Here is a 22,055-nt window from a genome sequence, read left to right on the forward strand (position 1 = left end):
CTTGCCCTTCACGCGATGTCGAGAAGAGTCACAACCGGGATCGGCGAGAATATTGTAACCGAGCAGAGCCCGCGGAGAGACGCTCGCGGCTCAATGCTCCGCGCCCGCCCTCTCCGCATTCAGAGCCTCCACCACCCGGTCCGCCATCGACGCGCAACGCGCGCCGTCGAAGGGAAACAGGGCGGAAAGCGATCCCGCAAGCTGCCGTTCGATGGACGTGCGCATCAGCTTGCGCGCCCGATGCAGCCGCGTCTTGACCGTCACGCTACGGAGATTGAGGTGCGCCGCCGTCTCGTGCGTGCTCATCCCCTCCACATCCCGCAAGATAAAGACTGCCCGAAACTCGGCAGGCAGGTTATCGACCGCACGCTCCAGCAGGAACCGAGCCTGGCTGCGCGAAAGCTCGGTCTCCGGATCGCTTGACCAGGGAGACGTCGGAAACCGCAAGACCTCACCGCCGCCCGAACCGTTGCGTTCCATCTCAAGTTCCTCAAGCCCCGCGGTGGTTCTGCGGCGGCGAACGCGACCAAGCGCTTCGTTGACCGCGATCCGCGTCAACCAGGTCGAAAACTGCGCCTCTCTGCGAAAGGCGGCCAGATGGGTGAATGCCTGTACATAGGTCGCCTGGACGACATCCTCCGCCTCGGCATCATTGTGGACGATCGCCCGCGCCACCCGGAACAAGCGGCGATTGTGACGTTGAATGAGGGCGCGGATGGCCGCCTCCTCATCCGCTCTAGCAAGATCTACAAGATCGGTGTCGGAAACAGCGGCGAAGTCCGCGCGCCGCTGCTCGATCCTTGCGGACGTCCCGGTCATGGACATCTCTCCGCTCGTCTGCTGCGAAAATCAACCGTCACGGTTCGACCTCCAGCTTTCCCTTCATCGCGGGATGGAAGCGGCAAAAGTAATCGACTGCCCCGGCCGTGGTTATCGTCACGCGCTTTTCTGTCTTCGGCGGCAGGTCGACGTCAAAACTGCCGCTGCGTGCGGTGGCCGTATGCCGAAACATATCATCATTCTTCCAGATGACCACGTCACCCGCTTTCAACGCCATCGACGCCGGGATGAACTTCATCCCGGCAATCGTGATCTGGTGTTCTGCGGCTGCCGCAGACGACACCGGAACGAAGAGCAGAGCCATCAGCGCGCCGGCGATCGCTCCCCTGCTGAGGATTCGACCCATCGGTGCACCTTAGTCGATCGTCGAGGCGAGGTGCTCGGCATGGGCCTGATGCTGCTGGAAGAGCGTCAGGCCTGTCTCGAGCAGGGCCTTCAGTTCCGCGTTCTGTGCAGATGGGATCAGGGTGTCGGCCAAGGCGCTGTTAACCGCCTTGTGGTAGGCCACCTCATTGGCAATGTAGGCCTTGTCGAAGGCAGCCCCATCCAGCGATGCGAGTTTCGCGCGTTCCTTCTTGGCACCGTCGGTCAGCGACTTGCTGATGGCGTTGTCCTCCGGCGTGACCTTGAGCTTCTTGACGAGCGCCAGCGCCTGGTCGTTGACGGCCTTGTGGTCCCGCTCCATCGTCTTTGCGAACTCCACTACATCGGCATTCTTGCTCTTTTTCAGTGCCTGTTGGGCGGCCTCGACGTCGATGTTTCCGGCCGTATAGGCAATGTGGGCGATCTGCGGATCGCTCGGCTTGGCATCTGCCGCAAACGCAACACCGCCGAGTGCCGCTGCCAGGAAGGTTGCGGCGAGAAGTCGTTTCAGCATGATCGTTCTCCTTGAGGCCATGATCGAGTGATGCCGCAGCTCTCACTTTCGGGCTGCTGGCACACATTGGATGCGGATCGGCTCAAAAGGTTCCCGACAATTTTATCTCGTGCGATGAAGAGGTCTTTGCTTCGCGATGCGCGCCGAGCCGATGCGCCGGGGCGGGCTACCCTTTCCCCGCCGTCCACAACCTGCGGCGCGTCTCGGTCGGGCTTTCGTGGTAGTGGGCGCGATAGCTGCGCGAGAAAGCGGAAGAGGAATTGAATCCGGTCGCAGCGGCAATGTCGGCGAATTCTAGCTTCGTCTCGATCACCTTCCGCCGCGCAGCGTTGAGCCGCAGGGCGAGATAGTGCTGGTGCGGCGCAACCGCCATCGTTTCATGAAAGAGATCCTGCAAGTGGCGGGCGCTGATCCCGACGCGGCGAGCCAGCCGAGTCAGTGCCATCGGCGCCTCCACCGTCTCTTCCATCAACCGAACCGCCTGGCTGACCCGCTGGTCGGCGACCCGCATGTTGCCGAGCGCCGGGACCTGCAGGAGCCCTCCGGTGCGCTCGTGCTCGTAAATGAACAGACGCGACACCTCGAGCGCCAGCGAATAGCCTTGCCGGCGGCGGATGATTTCCAGCATCAGGTCCAATGTCGGCAGGGAACCTCCGGTGGTGATGCGCTTGCCATCGATGACATAGCGCTCCCTGAGGACGGCGATTTGCGGATAGGCGGCGGCGAAGTCCTCCATGTCCTCCCAGTGGATCGTCACCGAGTGGCCATCGAGCAGGCTCGCCTCCGCCAGGAGCCAGCTGCCTGATTCGATGCCGGCCATCATCGTCCGGTAACGGGCGGTTCTCGACAATTGCATGCGCAGCGCGGGCGTCGCACTCTGCTGCCATTGGTAGCTGGACAGGATGAACAGCGGCGCCGTCTCCTGCTCCGGTCGAAACGGCCCGTCGACGGGAACCGGAATGCGGCTTCGTGTCTCGATTGCCGCACCGTCCGGCGAAAAGATCCGCCAGCGATAGAGTTCCTGACCCGAGATACGGTTTGCAGCGCGAAGTGGCTCGATCAGCGAGGCGACAAGGATCAGGTTCGTTTCCGGCAGGACCAGAATGTCCATGTCGAGCGTCTCGTGGGACGGATCGAGCATTTGTGCAATCTCCCTCAAATCTCCTAATGTGTAAAGGATGATGCCGATAATGAAAAGCATGGACGGTTTCATTGGCCCGTAATGGGCGAGAGGAAATTTGGGAGAAATGAAATGCCCCTCGCTATGAACCGCGACGTCTTTATCACCTGCGCCGTCACCGGCTCGGGCGACACAGTCGGCAAATCCAAGAACGTGCCGATCACGCCGAAACAGATCGCCGAAGCCGCAGTCGAAGCAGCAAAGGCCGGTGCGGCAATCATCCATTGCCATGTCCGCGACCCGGAGACCGGCGCGCCGAGCCGCCGCAACGACCTCTACAGGGAAGTCACCGACCGCATCCGCCAGGCCGAGGTGGACATCGTGCTGAACCTGACCGCCGGCATGGGCGGCGACATGATTTTCGGCGATGTTGAAAACCCGCTGCCGCTGAAGGAAAAGGGCACCGACATGGCCGGCGCCACCGAGCGCGTCTCCCACGTCGCCGAATGCCTGCCGGAAATCTGCACGCTCGACTGCGGTACGATGAACTTCTCGCTCGGCGACTACGTGATGACCAACACGCCGTCGATGCTGCGCGCCATGGCAAAGCAGATGACCGACCTCGGCGTCCGTCCCGAAATCGAGGCTTTCGACACCGGCCACCTCTGGTTCGCCAAGCAGCTCGTCGAGGAAGGCCTGATCGAGGATCCGGTGCTGATCCAGCTCTGCATGGGCATTCCGTGGGGTGCGCCGGATGACCTCAACACCTACATGGCGATGGTCAACAACGTGCCGCAGAACTGGACGTTCTCGGCCTTCTCGATCGGCCGCAATGCGCTCGCCTACCCGGCCGCGGCCGTGCTCGCCGGCGGCAATGTCCGCGTCGGTCTGGAAGACAATCTCTACATCGGCAAGGGCCAATTCGCGACCAACGGCCAGCTCGTCGAAAAGGCCGTGAATGTCATCGAGAACATGGGCGCCCGCGTCATCGGCCCGGCCGAGGTGCGCGAAAAGCTGAAGCTGACGAAGCGCTGAACAACGCTTGAGGCATGCCCCTCATCCGCCTGCCTGTCCCTTCTCCCCGCGAGCGGGGAGAAGGGACAGGTGGCCCGCTTCTGCCCCTCTATCTAAGATGTGCGATTGCGGCAGCTGCAGCCGTGTCCCATTTCCCTGCGAGCGGGGAGAGGGCTACGGTGAGGGGCAAGGCCTCCCGGAAAGACGTCCAAGATAACAACTGAACACGACGGGAACGACCACATGTCCAAAATCAACAAGGCCGCCTGCATCGGCGGCGGCGTCATCGGCGGGGCCTGGGCGGCGCGCTTCGTGCTCGCCGGCATTGACGTCAACATCTTCGATCCCCATCCCGAAGCCGAGCGCATCATCGGCGAGGTGATGGCGAATGCGGAACGTGCCTATGGCATGCTGACCATGGCGCCGCTGCCGCCGAAGGGAAAATTGACGTTCTGCAAGAACATCGAAGAAGCCGTGCAAGGGGCTGACTGGATTCAGGAAAGCGTGCCCGAGCGACTGGAACTGAAGCGCGGCGTCATCACCCAGATCGACGCATCTGCCGATCCGAAGGCGCTGATCGGCTCGTCCACCTCGGGCCTCATGCCGACCGACCTGCAACGCGACATGAAGCATCCCGAGCGGATGTTCGTCGCCCACCCCTACAATCCGGTCTACCTGCTGCCGCTCGCCGAACTCGTCGGCGGCCAAAAGACGGCAAAGGAAACCCTTCAGGACGCCAAGGCGAAGCTCGCCACCATCGGCATGAGGGGCGTCATCATCAACAAGGAGATCGAGGCCTTCGTCGGCGACCGCCTGCTCGAAGCCGTCTGGCGTGAGGGTCTCTGGCTGATCAAGGACGACATCTGCGATACCGAGACGCTCGATGACGTGATCCGCTACTCCTTCGGCATGCGCTGGGCGCAGATGGGCATGTTCGAGACCTACCGCATCGCCGGTGGCGAGGCCGGCATGCGCCACTTCATCGCCCAGTTCGGCCCCTGCCTTTCCTGGCCCTGGACGAAGCTGACGGACGTCGTCGATCTCACCGACGAACTGGTCGACAAGATCGCCAACCAGTCCGACGCCCAGTCCGGCGCCCGCGGCATCCGCGAACTGGAGCGCATCCGCGACCAGAACCTCGTCGGCATAATGCATGCCCTGAAGGCCGGTGACGACGGCCGCGGTTGGGGTGCGGGCAAGCTGCTCGCCGAGTTCGAGGACCATCTCTGGGCCAATGCCAAGAAGCCGGAAATCGACCTTGGCGAGGTCAAGCCGCTGCGTGTCCTCGACACCAAGGTCAACGCCGCCTGGGTCGACTACAACGGCCACATGACCGAGCACCGCTACCTGCAGGTCTTCGGCGACACCTCCGACGGCGTCCTGCGCCTGATCGGCGTCGATCTCGACTATGTTCGCGACGGCCACAGCTACTATACCGTCGAGACCCATATCCGCCACCTCGGCGAGGCCAAGCTCGGCGACGCGCTCTACACAACCTGCCAGATCCTGTCCTCGGACGACAAGCGCCTGCAGTTCTTCTCGACGATCTACAACGCCGAGACGAACGAGCCGGTCGCCACCGCCGAGCAGATGATGCTGCACGTCGATTCGAAGGCCGGCAAGGCCGTGCCTGCACCCGGCAAGGTGCTGGACAAGCTGGCGGCGCTGACCAAGGCCCATGCCGGGCTGCCGATGCCCGAAGGCGCCGGCCGGCATGTGGGGCAGAAGCGCTGACGGTTTCATCCCTTCCCTTGCAGGGAGGGTCGCCTGGAAGGCCGGGAGGGGGCGACTGACCCTCATCCCGCTGCCGCGGCCTTCTCCCCGCACGCGGGGCGAAGGGACAAGACGCAACCGCCCAGCGCTTCGCGGGAGAACGAGGCGCCGCCGCAATTACCTTCTCCCCGCCTGCGGGGAGAAGGTGCCGGCAGGCGGATGAGGGGCAGATCAACCTGTCCTGCAAAGGAACACGAGGGAGAACACCATGAATTTCGCACTGACAGACGAACAGCAGATGATCGTCGACACGGTCCGCACATTCGTCGAGACCGAGATCTATCCGCACGAGAACGAGGTGGAGCGCACCGGCTTCGTGCCGCCGGAACTGGGCCAGGAAATCGCCCGCAAATGCAAGGAGATCGGCTTCTTCGGCTGCAACTTCCCCGAAGAAGTCGGCGGCGCCGGCCTCGACCACACCTCCTTCACCCTGGTCGAGCGCGAACTCGGCCGCGGTTCGATGGCACTGACGGTCTTTTTCGGCCGTCCCTCCGGCATCCTGATGGGCTGCAACGCCGAGCAGCGCGAAAAGTACCTGCTGCCGGCCGTGCGCGGTGACAAGTTCGACGCGCTCGCCATGACCGAACCGGACGCCGGTTCCGACGTGCGCGGCATGAAGTGCTTCGCCAGGAAGGACGGCGACGACTGGATCGTCAACGGCACCAAGCACTTCATCAGCCATGCCAACATCGCCGATTTCGTCATCGTCTTCATCGCCACCGGCGAAGAGGACACGCCACGCGGCCCGAAGAAAAAGATCACCTGCTTCCTAGTCGACCGCGGCACGCCCGGCTTCGAGATCCGCGACGGCTACAACTCCGTCTCCCACCGCGGCTACAAGAACTGCATCCTCACCTTCGACGATTGCCGCCTGCCATCGTCGCAGATCCTTGGCGAAGTCCACCGCGGCTTCGAGGTCGCCAACGACTGGCTCTACGCCACCCGGCTGACGGTCGCCGCCACCTCGGTCGGTCGCGCGCGGCGCGCCTTCGACTATGCCCTCTCCTATGCGGCCGAGCGAAAACAGTTCGGCAAGCCGATCGGCGCCAATCAGGGCGTCTCCTTCAAGCTCGCCGACATGATCACCGAGATCGACGCCGCCGATCTTCTGACGCTGTCGGCCGCCTGGCGCCTCGACCAGGGCCTGCCGTCGAACCGCGAGATCGCCTCGGCCAAGGTTTACGCCACCGAAATGCTCGCCCGCGTCACCGACGAGGCGATCCAGATCTATGGCGGCATGGGCCTGATGGACGACCTGCCGCTCGCCCGCTTCTGGCGCGACGCCCGCGTCGAGCGCATCTGGGATGGCACCTCCGAGATCCAGCGGCATATCATCAGCCGCGATCTGCTGCGGCCGCTGGGAGCGTGAGTGCCGACATGACCCGTTCCCTGGACCGCCTTATCCGCCCCCGCTCCATCGCCGTGTTCGGCGGAAAGGAGGCGGGCCGCGTCGTCGAGCAGTGCGACAAGATGGGCTTTACCGGCGACATCTGGCCGGTGCACCCGACCAAGGACGAAATCCGCGGTCGCAAGTGCTATCGCTCTGTCGCCGATCTTCCCGGCGCGCCGGATGCCTCTTTCGTCGGCGTCAACCGCCAGCTCACCATCGAGATCATCCGCGACCTTTCCGCCCGCGGTGCCGGCGGCGCCGTCTGCTACGCCTCTGGCTTCCGCGAGGCCGTGACCGAGCTTGCCGACGGCGACGACCTGCAAAAAGCGCTGGTCGAGGCCGCCGGTGACATGCCGATCCTCGGCCCGAACTGCTACGGCTTCATCAACATGCTGGACGGCGCCCTGCTTTGGCCCGATCAGCACGGCATGGTGCGCGTCGACAAGGGCGTGGCCGTTCTCACCCAGTCCTCCAACATCGCCTGCAACGTGTCCATGCAGATGCGCGGCCTGCCGCTCGCCTACATCCTGACGGCCGGCAATCAGGCCCAGACCGGCCTATGCGACCTCGCCTGCGCGGTTCTGGAGGATCCGCGCGTCACCGCCGTCGGCCTGCACATCGAAGGCTTCGACAGCATCGTATCGCTCGAACGGCTCGCCCGGCGCGCCCGCGACCTGAAGAAGCCGGTGGTGACGCTCAAGGTCGGCAAGTCCGAGCAGGCGCAACTTGCGACGGTGTCGCACACCGCCTCGCTCGCCGGCAACGACGCCGTTTCCTCCGCTCTGCTCGCCCGCCTCGGCATCGGCCGCGTCGAAACGCTGCCAGAGCTGTTGGAGACGCTGAAGCTGCTGCACCTACACGGGCCGCTCGCAAGCTTCGACGTCTCCTCGATGAGTTGCTCGGGGGGCGAGGCCTCGCTGATGGCCGACGCCGGCGTCAAGCGGAAGACCGTCTACCGCGAACTGCGCGAGGAACAGCGCCAGCCCTTGCGTGAAGCGCTCGGGCAGATGGTGACGATCTCCAATCCGCTCGACTATCACACCTTCGTCTGGGGCAACCGCGAAAAGCAGACCACCGCCTTCACGGCAATGATGCAGGGCGACTACGCGCTGAACCTGATCGTGCTCGACTTTCCGCGCCAGGACCGCTGCGACGCCGCCGACTGGGTGACCACCTGCCATGCCGTCATCGACGCCTCGAACGCGACGGGGGCGGTCGCTGGCATTGTCGCCAGCATGGGCGAAAACATGCCGGAAGAGACGGCGCTGATGCTGATGGAGAACGGCGTCATCCCGTTCATGGGCATCGACGAGGCGCTGGCCGCCGCGGAAACCGCGGCAACCATCGGCGCGACCTGGGCAAAGCCCCTGCCCGCTCCGCTCGTCAAGATCGCGGCCGCCGACGGTGAGGCTGTCACGCTCACCGAACACGAGGCCAAGCAGGCCCTTGCCGCACATGGCCTCCAGGTTCCGCAAGGTCGCGCCGTCGATACCGCCGAGCAAGCGGCAGACGCAGCCGAATCGCTCGGCTTCCCTGTCGTCCTGAAGGGGCTCGGCGTCGCCCACAAGACGGAAGCCGGAGCGGTGAAGCTGAACCTGCAGACCCGCGAGGCCATGCTGGAAGCGGCCAAGGCCATGGCTGGTGTCGCTTCCGGCTTTCTGGTCGAGAAGATGGTCGGCAAGCCGGTCGCGGAACTCATCGTCGGCGCCATGCGGGATCCGGTCGCGGGCCCTGTACTCACCGTGGGCGCAGGAGGCATCCTCGTGGAATTGCTGGAAGATTCCGCGATCCTTACGCTTCCGGCCGACGAAGCAGCCATTCGCGAGGCAATTTCCGGCTTGAAGGTCGCAAAACTGCTGAAAGGCTATCGCGGCGCGCCTGCCGGAGACGTCGACGCGCTGGTGGCCGCCGTCGCATCGGCAGCATCCTATGTCGTTTCAAACGCTTCAATTGTCGATGAACTCGATATCAATCCTATCATGGTGCTTCCGCAAGGCGACGGCGTTGTCGCAGCGGATGCCCTGATCCGTCTGAGGAAGTGAGCCAATGACCGGACCGATACGCAAACGCCGTGAAGGCGGCATTCTCGAGGTCACCATCGACCGGCCGAAGGCGAACGCCATCGACCTGGTGACGAGCCGCATCATGGGCGAAATCTTCCGCGATTTCCGTGACGACGACAGCCTGCGCGTCGCCATCATCACCGGCGCGGGGGAAAAATTCTTCTGTCCCGGCTGGGACCTGAAGGCGGCCGCCGGCGGCGACGCGGTCGATGGCGACTATGGCGTCGGCGGTTTCGGCGGAATGCAGGAACTGCGCGACCTCAATAAGCCGATCATTGCCGCGGTCAACGGCATCTGCTGCGGCGGCGGCCTGGAGATTGCACTGTCGACCGACATGATTCTTGCGGCCGAACATGCGACCTTCGCGCTGCCGGAGATCCGCTCGGGCACGGTCGCCGACGCCGCCTCGATCAAACTGCCCAAGCGCATCCCCTATCATATCGCCATGGACATGCTGCTGACCGGGCGTTGGCTCGACGTACAGGAGGCGCACCGCTGGGGCTTCGTCAACGAGATCCTGCCGGCCGACAAGCTGCTCGACCGGGCCTGGGAGCTTGCGCGTTTGCTCGAAAGCGGACCACCGCTCGTCTATGCCGCGATCAAGGAAGTGGTGCGTGCCGCCGAGGGCGAAACGTTCCAGACGACGATGAACAGGATTACCCGCCGACAGTTCAAAACCGTGGATATCCTGTATTCGAGCGAGGACCAATTGGAAGGCGCCCGTGCCTTCGCCGAGAAGCGCGATCCGGTGTGGAAAGGCCGCTGAGCCGGCGATTTCACGCAAGTTATGGCATTGCCCGCAGGCCTTGCGGGCAATGCCATAAGCAGGGCTTTTGGTGAAAACCGGAAATTTGAGGCGTTACATTCGCAGCGGATGCGATAAGTTCGCCAATGGGGGAGAGAGCGCCGCCGGCGGCGCACGGCAAGGAGGAGCAAGAAGAAAGCAAGACGCCCGGCGAGGCGTCACCGCAACGCCGATGCGGAAAGCCTTCGGCGCAAGGCCAGATAATTCTGCCAATTAAAACAACAGGCCGCCAACGGCCCAAAGAGAGGGAACAGTGGAATGACCGACTACAAGAATTTTCTCACGCAACAGGTCATGCTCGGCAAGATGAATCGCCGTGAGTTCATGGGCAGAGCTGCCGCCTTCGGCATCACGCTCGCCGCCGCCGGCACGATGTTCGACACCGCAGCAAATGCTCAGGAACCCAAGCGCGGCGGCCATCTCAAGCTCGGCCTCGAGGGCGCCGCCGCCACCGACTCGAGGGATCCCGCCAAGAATCTTTCCCAGTTCATGTTCGTCACCAGCCGCACCTGGGGCGACATGCTCGTCGAAACCGAGCCGCTGACCGGCCAGCCCGTTCCTGCTCTTGCCGAATCCTGGGAGCCCTCGGCGGACGCAGCCACCTGGACCTTCAAGATCCGCAAGGGCGTCACCTTCCATGATGGCAAGGAACTGACGGTCGACGACGTCGTCAAGACGCTGCAGCGTCACACCGACGAGAAGTCGGAATCGGGCGCGCTCGGCGTGATGAAGTCGATCAAGGAAATCAAGTCGGATGGCGACCATCTGATCCTCGTGCTGACCGAGGGCAATGCCGACCTGCCGCTGCTCATGACCGACTACCACCTCGTCATCCAGCCCAACGGCGGGCTCGACAATCCCGACGCGATGATCGGCACCGGCCCCTACAAGGTCACCAGCTTCGAACCCGGCGTACGCGCCACCTTCGAGCGCTACCAGAACGACTGGCGCACCGACCGCGGCTTTGTCGACACGGTCGAACTGATCGCCATGAACGACGCGACGGCTCGCATCGCCGCACTGTCCTCGGGCCAGGTGCACTACATCAACCGCGTCGATCCGAAGACGGTCGACCTTCTGAAGCGCGCGCCGAATGTGGATATCCTCTCCACCTCCGGCCGTGGTCACTACGTCTTCATCATGCACTGCAACACCGCCCCGTTCGACAACAACGATCTGCGGATGGCGCTGAAATACGCCATGGACCGCGAAACGATGGTGCAGAAGATCCTCGGTGGCTACGGCAAGGTCGGCAACGACTTCCCGATCAACGAGACCTATGCATTGTTCCCGGAAGGCATCGAGCAGCGCGCCTACGACCCCGACAAGGCCGCCTTCCACTACAAGAAGTCCGGCCATAGCGGCCCGGTCCTGCTGCGCACGTCCGACGTTGCCTTCCCGGGCGCCGTGGATGCGGCCGTGCTGTACCAGGAGAGCGCCAAGAAGGCTGGCATCGAGATCGAGGTCAAGCGCGAACCCGGTGACGGCTATTGGTCCAACGTCTGGAACGTCCAGCCGTTCTCGACCTCCTACTGGGGCGGCCGTCCGACCCAGGACCAGATGTACTCGACCGCCTATCTGTCGACGGCCGACTGGAACGACACCCGCTTCCTGCGCCCGGACTTCGACAAGATCCTGCTCGAAGCCCGTTCGGAGCTGGACGAGGCAAAACGCAAGGAGATGTATCGCACCATGGCAATGATGGTCCGTGACGAAGGCGGCTTGATCCTGCCGATGTTCAACGATTTCGTGAACGCGTCGACGAAGCAGGTAAAGGGCTACGTCCACGACATCGGCAACGACATGTCGAACGGCTATGTCGCAACCCGCGTCTGGCTGGACGCCTGATGGCGGGCGGATCGACACAGGGTCCGGAACTGACGCTGCCGGCGGCTGCGGGTGAAAACCCGCAGTCCGCCGGTGCCGCCGGATCGAATGCTTCCATGGCGACGAGCACCGCTTCCACCGGTGCCGCAGCCAACCAGGGCGCACAGTCCCCCTGGGTCAGACTTGCCAAACGCAGCCCGCTAGCAGCGCTGATCCTTCAGCGGCTCGGCCTCAGCGTGGCGCTTCTCTTTGCCGTTTCGCTGTTGATCTTCGGCGGCGTCGAGGCGCTGCCAGGCGACTTTGCCACGACCTATCTCGGCCAGTCGGCCACGCCGCAGGCGGTGGCGAACATCCGCAAGGAGCTCGGCCTCGACCAGTCGGCGACGACCCGCTACTTCCAATGGCTCGGCGGTGCCCTCCAGGGCGACTTCGGCACCTCGTGGGCCTCGAAGAAATCCGTCAGCGAGCAGATCGGCAAGCGGCTCGGAAACTCGCTCTTCCTTGCCTTCTTCGCCGCGATCATCTCCATTCCGCTTGCCGTCGGGCTCGGCATGCTGGCGGTGCAATTCCGCGACCGCATGCCCGACAAGATCATCAACGTGGTCTCGCTGGCCGCGATCTCCCTTCCGGAGTTCTTCATCGGCTACCTGCTCATCATGTTCTTCGCCGTGCAGACGGGCATGGCAACGTTCCCGGCGACCGTCTACGACACCATGAGCTTCGGCGAGCGGCTGTCTGCAATCGCGCTTCCCACCGCGACGCTGGTACTGGTCGTTCTCGCCCACATGATGCGCATGACCCGTGCTGCGATCCTCAACGTCATGTCGTCGGCCTACGTCGAAACGGCTGAACTGAAGGGCTTGAGCGGCCTGCGCATCATCGCCAAGCATGCCGCGCCAAACGCGGTGGCCCCCGTTGTCAACGTGATTGCGCTCAACCTCGCCTATCTCGTCGTCGGCGTCGTCGTCGTCGAGGTCGTGTTCGTCTATCCGGGCATGGGCCAGTACATGGTCGATGCGGTGACGGTGCGCGACATGCCGGTGGTGCAGGCCTGCGGCCTGATCTTCGCCGCCCTCTACATCTTCCTCAACATGATGGCCGACATTATCGCGATCATCGCCAATCCGAGATTGAGGCACCCGCGATGAGATTGAAATCCATCCCCTTGAGCGCCTGGATCGGGCTTGTCGGCATCGCGATCGCGCTTTTCTGCGCCCTCTTCGCGCCCTGGATCGCTCCGCATGGCGAAAGCGAAATCGTCGGCGAGGTCTGGCTGCCGATCGGTGGCGAACATCTCCTGGGCACCGACAACCTCGGCCGGGACCTGCTGTCGCGGCTGATCTATGGCGCCCGCACCACCATCTTCGTCGCGCTCGCTGCAACGGTCCTGTCGTTTTCGCTCGGCATGCTGCTGAGCTTTACGGCCGCCGTCACCGGCGGGCTGGTCGACCAGACGTTCTCGCGCTTCAACGACCTGATGATGGCGATCCCGACGCTGATCTTCGCACTCGTGGTCCTTGCCGTGCTGCCGCAGGCGCTGTGGATCCTGATCCTCGTCATGGCCGTGCTCGATTCCACCCGCGTCTTCCGCATCGGCCGGGCAGTTGCGCTCGACGTCGCGGTAATGGAGTTCGTCGAAGCGGCGAAGCTGCGCGGTGAAGGCACCGGCTGGATCATCTTCCGCGAGATCCTGCCCAACACGCTGTCACCGCTTTTGGCTGAGTTCGGCCTGCGCTTCGCCTTCTCGATCCTGTTTCTTTCCACCCTCTCGTTCCTCGGTCTCGGCATCCAGCCGCCGGCCGCCGACTGGGGCGGCATGGTCAAGGACAACAAGGACGGCATCATCTTCGGCATTTCCGCAGCCCTGATCCCGGGCGCTGCGATCGCCTCCCTCACCATCTGTATCAACCTGGTCGTGGACTGGCTGATGAAGCGGACCTCGAGCCTGAAGGGAGGACGCGGCGATGCCTGACCTGCTTTCCGTCCGCAATCTGAAGATCGAGGCGACGAGCTATCCGCCGGGTGAGGCGCCGAAGACCGTCACCCTTGTCGAGGGTGTTTCCTTCGACGTGCAGAAAGGCAAGGTGATCGGCCTCATCGGTGAATCCGGTGCGGGCAAGTCCACCATCGGCCTGACGGCGCTGGCCTATGGCCGCGGCGGCGTGCGGATCACCGGCGGCGAGGTGAAGCTGAACGGCCAGGACCTGCTGAAGCTAGGTCCCGCCGGCATCCGGCAGGTGCGCGGCGCGAAGGTCTGCTACGTGGCACAGTCCGCGGCAGCCGCCTTCAACCCGGCGCATCGTCTCGGCGACCAGGTCATCGAGGCTACGCTGAGGCACGGCATCATGAGCCGGGCAGACGCGGAGAAGCGCGCGCTCTACCTCTTCAAGGTGCTCGGCCTGCCGAACCCGGAGACGTTCGGCCGGCGCTATCCGCATCAGGTTTCCGGCGGCCAGCTCCAGCGCGCCATGACGGCGATGGCGCTTTGCCCCAATCCCGAACTGATCGTCTTCGACGAGCCGACGACCGCGCTCGACGTCACGACCCAGATCGACGTGCTCGCCGCGATCAAGCATGCGATCGAGGAGACGCGCACGGCGGCCATCTACATCACCCACGACCTGGCCGTCGTTGCCCAGATCACCGACGACATCCTCGTGCTCCGGCACGGCAAGATGGTCGAATACGGCTCGGTCAGGCAGATCATCGAGGCCCCGGCGCAGGACTATACCCGCGCGCTCGTCAATGTCCGGGGTGCTGCCCGCGAGGAAGCCAAGGATCAGACCGGTTCCCTGCTGAAGGTCGAGAACGTCACCGCCGGCTATTCGAACGGCTTCAAGGTGCTGCAGGACGTCACGCTGCACCTGCCGAAGGGCCAGACGCTCGCCATCGTCGGTGAAAGCGGCTCGGGCAAGTCGACGCTCGCCCGGGTGATAACCGGGCTGCTTCCGCCGCAGGCGGGAACCGTCAGTTTCGACGGCAAGCCATTGCCGCGTGCGCTCAAGGGGCGATCGCGCGACGAACTGCGCCGCATCCAGATGATCTACCAGATGGCGGACACGGCGATGAACCCGCGCCAGACGGTGCGCGACATCGTCGGTCGGCCACTCAGTTTCTACTACGGCATGCATGGCCAGGCGAAAACGGCACGGGTCAGGGAACTGCTCGACCAGATCGAAATGGGCGAACGCTTTCTCGACCGCTATCCGGCGGAACTCTCCGGCGGGCAGAAGCAACGCGTGGCCATCGCACGCGCGCTTGCGGCCAAACCCGACCTGATCCTGTGCGATGAGCCGACCTCGGCGCTCGACCCGCTGGTGGCGGAGGGCATCCTGAAGTTGTTGCTGAGGCTGCAGGAGGAAACGCATGTCTCCTATATGTTCATCACCCACGACATCGCGATCGTCCGGGCCATCGCAGACTCTGTCGCGGTGATGCACCGCGGCCGCCTCGTCCGCTTCGGCCCGAAGTCGAAGGTGCTGTCGCCACCGTTCGACGACTACACCGACCTGCTGCTGAAATCGGTCCCGGAGATGGAGATCGGCTGGCTGGAGAAGGTGCTGACGACGCGCCGGATGGAGAGCGCCGGAAACTGATCGCAAACTGGATGTTGCCGCGGAGGTTACGCCGCGGCAATATTGCGCCTCCACCAGAATAGGGGTTTCCCGTGGCCGCATTGCGCATCCCGACATTCGATGACGTGCGGGCGGCGCAGGCGCGTCTCTCCGGCATGGCGCACCGAACCCCGGTCCTGACGTCGCGAACGGCCGACGCACGAACCGCGGCGACGCTCTTCTTCAAGGCAGAGAACCTGCAGCGCGCCGGTGCCTTCAAGTTCCGCGGCGCCTACAATGCGATCGCCGCCCTTGAAACCGCCGTGCGAAACAATGGCGTCGTCGCCTACTCCTCGGGAAACCATGCACAGGCGATCGCCTATGCCGCCATGCTTCAGGGCGTCCCTTCGACCATCATCATGCCGCGTGACGCCCCGGAGATAAAGGTGGCGGCAACGAAGGGCTATGGCGCGGAAGTCGTCTTCTATGATCGATACAACGAGGACCGCGAGGAGATCGCCGGGCGGCTGGCAAGGGAGCGTGGCGCGTCTTTGATTCCGCCCTACGACCATCCGGATGTCATCGCCGGACAGGGAACGGCGGCACTCGAACTGATCGAGGAGGCGGGCGAGATCGACATGTTGGTCGTCCCCCTTGGCGGCGGCGGACTTCTGGCCGGATGCGCGCTAGCAGCGAAGGCGCTCTCACCCAATTGCGCCATCTTCGGCGTCGAACCGGAGGCCGGCAACGACGGACAGCAATCACTGAGAAAGGGCGAGGTCGTGCACATCCCCGTGCCGAAGTCGATCGCCGACGGCGCGCTGTCCACCCATGTCGGCTACCACAACTTTCCCATCCTGCAGGACAAGGTGGGCGGCATTCTCACCGTCTCGGATGCGCAGTTGGTCGACACCATGCGCTTCTTCGCCGAGCGCATGAAGATTATCGTCGAGCCGACCGGCTGCCTCGCCGCAGCGGCGGTGCTGCACGGCATCGTGCCGTGTGAAGGAAAACGCGTCGGCATCATCCTGAGCGGCGGCAATGTCGACCTCAAGGTCTTCGCTGCCCTCGTGTCCAGCGCGTAGCCGACCGCCAGCCCCGCAGTACAACCTGTTCAACCCAGCCTGCCTTTGTTATCCTCGCAACGTGCAACGGCGCATTGGGTGACACATGACGGATGCAGCCGCACTTCTTGGAACATGGAAAATGATCTCCTGGACGCGGCAATCCGTGGCGACCGGGCAGATCAGCGACGCCATGGGTCCGAACCCTCTCGGCTACCTCGCCTACCACGCAGACGGCAGGATGATGGCGGTGGTGTTCGGCGGCGACCGCCCCTTGAAAGGTGCCGTGCCAACGGATGAGGAGAAGGCCGGATTGTTCGACTCCATGCTGGCCTATTCGGCTTCCTACACCCTGGAAAACGGCCGGGTCATCCACCACGTCGATGGCGCCTGGAACCCTGCATGGAAGGGCGCGCTGATCCGACCCTACCGAGTGGAGGGCAACAGGCTGTTTATCAGCGGAGCGCCCGGCAAGGATCCGAGGACCGGCGAAGAGGTGATCTACGATCTGGAATTCGAGAAGGTCTAGGTGCAACGCGATCGTATCGCCAACGCAGTCAGCATAGATGAAAGCGATCATTCACGCAGAACAGGCCCTGGAGGAATGGCGCGCAGGAGTGCGGACGCGGAGACATGTTGCTGCCTGCGACGGTGCGACCGCGATTTGTATCTTCGAGCAGTGGATCGATCCTGGCGCGGGCGCCCCGGCCCATTTTCATCCGGCTGAGGAAGCCCTGACGGTGCTCAGCGGCAGGGCAGAATTCTGGCTCGACCAGCATCGCAAAACACTCTCGAAGGACGCCTCGCTGATCGTGCCCGCCTGGGTGAGGCACGGCTTCAGCAATGTCGGGGCTACCGTGCTCCATATCCACGCCGTGCTCGCCCTGCCGCATTTCGAGGCGCATTTCGATGGGATCGACGTTCCAGTTCGCCGCTGGGAAATGACGTCTGTGTTCCCTGCGTAGTCGACCTGCCTCAATACTCCGCCGGCACCGTCAGCACCTCCGCTTCCGGTGTATCGAGAAAGTTCCTCACCGTCGCGGGCAACTGCCTTGAACCGAACGACAACACCCCGCAGCGCGACAGCATCTGGCGCAGGTCCGGTTCCTGGCCGATATGGCGCCAGATCATCCGCGAGGCGTAGGGCAGATTTTCCTTGCGCCATGAAACACCCATCGTCGTGCCGCGCAGGTAGACCCGCTGGTGCACCTCGAACGGGATCAGGATCGTCTGCGACAACATCGGCTGGCGTCCGACGCTGCGTTCGGCGATGAAGATGCGGTTGCGCCAGAAGGTGGCGAGGCCGACATATTTGGAGAACTGCCAGATTTCATTGGCGGCATCGCGGATGCGCTCGATCGACTTGACGCGGATGGAGCCGCTTTCCTCATAGACCCTGGCGCAGGAACAGACGACCAACCCCGGCCAGGAGGGGGAAATGTGGTAGGTCTGGTAGTAACCGATATGCCGGCGAAGCCCCGCAATATCGCCCGGAAAACCTTCAAGCAGCAGTCCCGCTTCCGAGCGATGCCCGTCCGGCCGCCTCAGGCGGGTCTCAAAGAGCTTTGGAGACAGATCGAAATCCTGAGGCGAAAGGCCGAAGAAGCCAGCGATGCGCGCAGCATTGTGCGCCGAGGGGCGCGCTTCGCCACTGATGTAGCGGTTGAACTGCTGCCGGTTGATGCCGATCTCGCGGCAGATCTGCGAGATCGATCGCCGCGTCGCGCAGGCGCTGCGCAAGTTCAGGGTAAAAGTGTCAACATCCGCCACGGCTCTCTCCGCAATTGCGAAGACAGCGTAATCTAGCGAAAATCAGCGTCAAGTCGCGAAATTGTGTACCGTCTATGACACGCTAGATTTTCCCTGAAACACCAAATTAAAGGGAACCGACCATGACCGAATTCACGAAACGCCCCGATGGCCTGCTCGTCCCCGCCGGCGTCAATCGCCGCGGCTTTCTGGCCGGGACGGCCGCGCTCGGGCTCGCCGCCAGCCTGGGCACCACGCTTGTCGCCGGTGAAGCTCGCGCCGACGAGCCGAAGCGCGGCGGCCATCTGAAGCTCGGCCTCAAGGGCGGGGCAGCCACCGACGTCCTCGACCCCGCCACCTACAGCGCCTCCGTCCTTTTCGTCATCGGCCGCCTGTGGGGCGACACGCTAGTCGAAACCGATCCGAAGACCGGCTCCCCCCTGCCCTCGATCGCGACCTCCTGGCAGCCATCCGCGGACGCCTCGATCTGGACGTTCAAGATCCGCAACGACGTCGCCTTCCACGACGGCCAGAAGATGACGATCGCCGACGTCGTCGCCACCTTGAAGCGCCATTCCGACGAAGGCTCGAAGTCGGGCGCACTCGGCCTGATGCAATCAATCAAGTCGATCGAGGACAAGGGTGGTGACCTCGTCCTGACGCTGACGGAAGGCAACGCCGACCTGCCGCTGCTGCTGACCGACTACCACCTAGTTATCCAGCCGAATGGCGGCATCGACAACCCCGCCGCGGCCGTCGGCACCGGCCCTTACAAGTTGACCAGTTACGAGGCTGGCGTGCGCGCCACCTTCGAGAAAAACGCCGACGACTGGCGCTCGGATCGCGGTTTCGTGGACAGCGTCGAGATCATCGTCATGAACGACGCAACCGCCCGCATTGCCGCGCTTTCTTCCGGCCAGGTGCACTTCATCAACAACATCGACCCGAAGACCGTGCCGCTCCTGAAGCGCGCGCCCAAGGTCGAGATCCTGCGCAGCGCCGGCAAGGGCTTCTACAGCTTCCTGATGCACTGCAACACGGCGCCGTTCGACAACAACGACCTGCGGCTGGCGCTAAAATATGCGATCGACCGTGAGGCGATCCTCGACCGGGTGCTTGGCGGATACGGCACGCTCGGCAACGACTACCCGGTCAACGGCAACTACGCCCTGGCGCCAACCGACATCGAGCAGCGCGCCTACGATCCGGACAAGGCCGCCTTCCACTTCAAGAAGTCCGGCCACGACCGGCCGATCCTGCTGCGCACCTCCGACGCCGCCTTTGCCGGCGCCGTCGATGCCGCGGTCATCTATCAGGAAAGCGCGAAGAAGGCCGGCATCGAGATCGAGGTCCGTCGCGAGCCGGAGGATGGCTACTGGACCAACGTGTGGAACGTCCAGCCGTTCTGCGCGTCCTACTGGGGCGGCCGCCCGACGCAGGATTCGCGTTACTCGACTTCCTATCTTTCGACCGCCGAGTGGAACGACACCCGCTTCCAGCGGGAGGACTTCGACAAGCTCCTGCTGCAGGCGCGTTCCGAACTGGACGAAACCAAGCGCAAGGAACTCTACCGCACCATGGCGCTGATCGTGCGCGACGAGGGCGGCCTCATCCTGCCGGTGTTCAACGACTATGTGATGGCCGCCTCCACCTCCCTGAAGGGCGTTACCGACGACATCGGAAACGACATGTCGAACGGCTATATTGGCAGCCGCGCCTGGTTCGACGCGTGATGGACGGAATGGATCGGACAAGAACGATGTCAGAACGCAGCTTCACCGTCATCGAGAACGAATGGATCACGCTGGCGGACGGAACGCGGCTTGCCGCGCGCATCTGGATGCCTGATGGAGCGGACAAGGATCCCGTTCCGGCCGTCTTCGAGTTCCTGCCCTATCGCAAGCGCGACGGAACCTGCGTACGCGACGAATCCACCTATCCGGTCTTTGCGGCCGCCGGCATCGCCGGCGTCCGCGTCGACATTCGCGGTTCGGGTGAATCCGACGGCGTCATCGACGGCGAATACACCCCGCTTGAGCTCGCCAACGCCTGCGAACTGATCGCCTGGATCGCAGCCCAGCCCTGGTCGAACGGCAGCGTAGGCATGATGGGCATCTCCTGGGGCGGCTTCAACTGCCTACAGGTCGCAGCGCTGAAGCCGCCGGCGCTAAAGGCGGTCATCTCGATCGCCTCGACGGTCGATCGCTACAATGACGACATCCACTACAAGAACGGCACGCACCTCTCCGCCCAGCTTTCCTGGGCGGCGACGATGCTCGCCTACCAGTCGCGCTCTCCCGATCCGGAGGTCGTCGGCGACCGCTGGAAGGACATGTGGATGGAGCGGCTGGAGAACGAGCCCTTCTTCATGGAGGAATGGCTGCAGCACCAGCGCCGCGACGCCTTCTGGAAGCACGGCTCGATCTGCGAGGATTTTGGCGACTTCTCGGTGCCGGCACTGGTCATCGCCGGTTGGGCGGACGGCTATCGCAACACGCCTTTGAAGGCGGTGGAAGGCATCGGCTCCAAGGCCAAGGCCCTGATCGGCCCGTGGGTCCACAAGTATCCGCATTTCGCCTGGCCGAAGCCGCGCATGGACTTCCTCGCGGAAGCAATCGCCTGGTGGAACCGGTGGCTGCGCGATGAGCAGAACGGTGCAGAAAACTGGCCGCAGGTCCGCGCCTACATCCAGGACGGGCCGAAGCCGTCACTGCGGCGCGAATTCGATCCGGGAACCTGGGTCGCGAAGTCTGACTGGACCGCCCCGGAGATGGATTGCTTCTATGTCGAGCAATTCGGAACGTTGGCGCCCGGCATGCCGATCGCTGGCGCCAAGAACCACGATCACTATCTGCGCTCCCCGCTCGACACCGGCACCATGGCTGGCGAATGGTTCACCCTGAAGCCGGACGCGGAGATGGCACTCGACCAGCGTATCGATGATGCCGGTTCGCTGGTGCTGGAAACGCCGCCGCTTGCCGAGGCGCGCGAATATCTCGGCCAGCCGGTGCTGGATCTGGAACTGTCCTGCGACGCGGACCTCGCCAATCTCTGCGCCCGTATCGTCGACGTCCACCCGGACGGCACGGCGACCCGCGTCACCTTCGGCGTGCTGAACCTCGCCCATCGCGGCGGCAATGCCGATCCGAAGCCGATGCGCAAGGGCGAGAAGACGGAAGTCCGCCTCGTTCTCGACGCGATGGGCTATCGTTTCCCTGCCGGCCATCGCATCCGGCTGTCGCTGTCGACCTCGTACTGGCCGATGGTGCTGCCGCCGCCGACCGATCCAGGCCTCACGCTCGACCTCGCCTCGCTAGGCCTTGCCTTGCCGAAACTCGGCGCGCACGAGGCCGTGACCTTGCCGGAACCGGCCAACCCTGATCCGTTGCCGAACTATCCGGAACTGTCCCCGCCAGAGAGCGCCCGCGGCGTCGAACGTGATCTGACGAATGGCCTGACGGAGTATACGATCTACGAGGACACCGGCCTGCACGAGCACCCCGACACCGGCCTCGCCACACGGCAAGTTCGCGATGAACTCTGGTCGATCGTCGAAGGCGACCCGCTGTCGGCAACTGGAACCGCCACGTGGATCTGTGACATGCAGCGTCCGAACTGGTTCGTCCGCACCATCTCGTCCGCCACGATCGCCTGCACCGCGACCGATTGGTTGATCTCTGCCAGCGTGCGCGCCTTCGAGGGCGAGACCCAGGTGTTCGAGAAGTCGTTCGAGAAAGCCGTCCCGCGGGACCTGATGTAGCCTTGGCGGCGGGCAGGCACGCGGTTGCGGATCGCACCGCGTGCCTGTATGCCGACCTCATTCCGCTGCTTCACATTTGCAGTGTCCGCGACCACGAAATAGTGTTCGTCCGACCCATCACAGGTCGTCGCCGTGCCCCCGGATCGCCACTTTTCAGTTTCACCCTGCGCCTCAAATCGTTGGCCGGGAACGTGATGTCCGGCCGATCGATAGGAACTC

Annotated in this window: 19 protein-coding genes; 14 read left to right on the forward strand and 5 right to left on the reverse strand. The window is 63.8% G+C overall.

The window, feature by feature from the left end; translation table 11 throughout:
* Nucleotides 1-90 precede the first annotated feature (90 nt).
* The 4 genes from J2Y48_RS09810 to J2Y48_RS09825 form a co-directional block, all read right to left on the reverse strand.
* Nucleotides 91-819, reverse strand: a complete 729-nt coding sequence (locus J2Y48_RS09810; RefSeq protein WP_310416447.1) for an RNA polymerase sigma factor — start codon at nt 817-819, stop codon at nt 91-93.
* Nucleotides 820-856: 37 nt separating this feature from the next.
* Nucleotides 857-1,186, reverse strand: a complete 330-nt coding sequence (locus J2Y48_RS09815) for a cupredoxin family copper-binding protein (protein ID WP_310416450.1) — start codon at nt 1,184-1,186, stop codon at nt 857-859.
* A gap of 9 nt (nt 1,187-1,195) precedes the next feature.
* On the reverse strand, nt 1,196-1,717 hold the full coding sequence (locus J2Y48_RS09820; protein ID WP_310416453.1) for a DUF4142 domain-containing protein: 522 nt from the start codon (nt 1,715-1,717) through the stop codon (nt 1,196-1,198).
* A gap of 166 nt (nt 1,718-1,883) precedes the next feature.
* Nucleotides 1,884-2,858: a GlxA family transcriptional regulator gene (locus J2Y48_RS09825; RefSeq protein ID WP_310416456.1), complete on the reverse strand. Its 975-nt coding sequence runs from the start codon at nt 2,856-2,858 to the stop codon at nt 1,884-1,886.
* 111 nt (nt 2,859-2,969) lie between these two features.
* Between J2Y48_RS09825 and J2Y48_RS09830 the strand changes: the two genes are divergently transcribed.
* The 12 genes from J2Y48_RS09830 (at nt 2,970) to J2Y48_RS09885 (ending at nt 17,292) form a co-directional block, all read left to right on the forward strand.
* Nucleotides 2,970-3,872, forward strand: a complete 903-nt coding sequence (locus J2Y48_RS09830) for a 3-keto-5-aminohexanoate cleavage protein (RefSeq protein ID WP_310416458.1) — start codon at nt 2,970-2,972, stop codon at nt 3,870-3,872.
* Nucleotides 3,873-4,094: 222 nt separating this feature from the next.
* On the forward strand, nt 4,095-5,585 hold the full coding sequence (locus J2Y48_RS09835) for a carnitine 3-dehydrogenase (protein ID WP_310416461.1): 1,491 nt from the start codon (nt 4,095-4,097) through the stop codon (nt 5,583-5,585).
* Between the two features lie 247 nt (nt 5,586-5,832).
* The gene (locus J2Y48_RS09840) at nt 5,833-6,993 is read left to right on the forward strand and encodes an acyl-CoA dehydrogenase family protein (RefSeq protein WP_310416462.1); all 1,161 of its coding nucleotides are present in this window, start codon (nt 5,833-5,835) and stop codon (nt 6,991-6,993) included.
* Nucleotides 6,994-7,001: 8 nt separating this feature from the next.
* On the forward strand, nt 7,002-9,056 hold the full coding sequence (locus tag J2Y48_RS09845) for an acetate--CoA ligase family protein (RefSeq protein ID WP_310416465.1): 2,055 nt from the start codon (nt 7,002-7,004) through the stop codon (nt 9,054-9,056).
* 4 nt (nt 9,057-9,060) lie between these two features.
* On the forward strand, nt 9,061-9,843 hold the full coding sequence (locus J2Y48_RS09850) for a carnitinyl-CoA dehydratase (RefSeq protein WP_310416468.1): 783 nt from the start codon (nt 9,061-9,063) through the stop codon (nt 9,841-9,843).
* A 297-nt stretch (nt 9,844-10,140) separates the two neighbouring features.
* Nucleotides 10,141-11,730, forward strand: a complete 1,590-nt coding sequence (locus J2Y48_RS09855; protein WP_310416471.1) for an ABC transporter substrate-binding protein — start codon at nt 10,141-10,143, stop codon at nt 11,728-11,730.
* 95 nt (nt 11,731-11,825) lie between these two features.
* Nucleotides 11,826-12,857: an ABC transporter permease gene (locus J2Y48_RS09860; protein ID WP_405030197.1), complete on the forward strand. Its 1,032-nt coding sequence runs from the start codon at nt 11,826-11,828 to the stop codon at nt 12,855-12,857.
* On the forward strand, nt 12,854-13,681 hold the full coding sequence (locus tag J2Y48_RS09865) for an ABC transporter permease (RefSeq protein WP_310416474.1): 828 nt from the start codon (nt 12,854-12,856) through the stop codon (nt 13,679-13,681). The genes J2Y48_RS09860 and J2Y48_RS09865 overlap by 4 nt, the downstream gene beginning before the upstream one ends.
* Entirely contained in the window at nt 13,674-15,305 is a 1,632-nt protein-coding gene (locus J2Y48_RS09870; protein ID WP_310416476.1) for an ABC transporter ATP-binding protein, read from the forward strand. The genes J2Y48_RS09865 and J2Y48_RS09870 overlap by 8 nt, the downstream gene beginning before the upstream one ends.
* A 71-nt stretch (nt 15,306-15,376) precedes the next feature.
* The gene (locus J2Y48_RS09875) at nt 15,377-16,348 is read left to right on the forward strand and encodes a threo-3-hydroxy-L-aspartate ammonia-lyase (RefSeq protein ID WP_405030190.1); all 972 of its coding nucleotides are present in this window, start codon (nt 15,377-15,379) and stop codon (nt 16,346-16,348) included.
* A 121-nt stretch (nt 16,349-16,469) separates the two neighbouring features.
* Nucleotides 16,470-16,856 (forward strand): lipocalin-like domain-containing protein, encoded by a 387-nt coding sequence (locus tag J2Y48_RS09880; RefSeq protein ID WP_310416479.1) that lies wholly within the window; start codon nt 16,470-16,472, stop codon nt 16,854-16,856.
* A gap of 37 nt (nt 16,857-16,893) precedes the next feature.
* Entirely contained in the window at nt 16,894-17,292 is a 399-nt protein-coding gene (locus tag J2Y48_RS09885; protein ID WP_310416483.1) for a cupin domain-containing protein, read from the forward strand.
* Nucleotides 17,293-17,302: 10 nt separating this feature from the next.
* On the opposite strand, the gene J2Y48_RS09890 is transcribed toward J2Y48_RS09885, so the two are convergent.
* On the reverse strand, nt 17,303-18,097 hold the full coding sequence (locus J2Y48_RS09890) for a helix-turn-helix transcriptional regulator (protein WP_310416486.1): 795 nt from the start codon (nt 18,095-18,097) through the stop codon (nt 17,303-17,305).
* 122 nt (nt 18,098-18,219) lie between these two features.
* Between J2Y48_RS09890 and J2Y48_RS09895 the strand changes: the two genes are divergently transcribed.
* Entirely contained in the window at nt 18,220-19,809 is a 1,590-nt protein-coding gene (locus J2Y48_RS09895; RefSeq protein ID WP_310416489.1) for an ABC transporter substrate-binding protein, read from the forward strand.
* A gap of 26 nt (nt 19,810-19,835) precedes the next feature.
* Entirely contained in the window at nt 19,836-21,836 is a 2,001-nt protein-coding gene (locus tag J2Y48_RS09900; protein ID WP_310416492.1) for a CocE/NonD family hydrolase, read from the forward strand.
* The last annotated feature ends 219 nt before the right edge of the window (nt 21,837-22,055 follow it).

The sequence above is a fragment of the Mycoplana sp. BE70 genome, from assembly GCF_031455855.1.
Classification (GTDB): Bacteria; Pseudomonadota; Alphaproteobacteria; order Rhizobiales; family Rhizobiaceae; genus Mycoplana.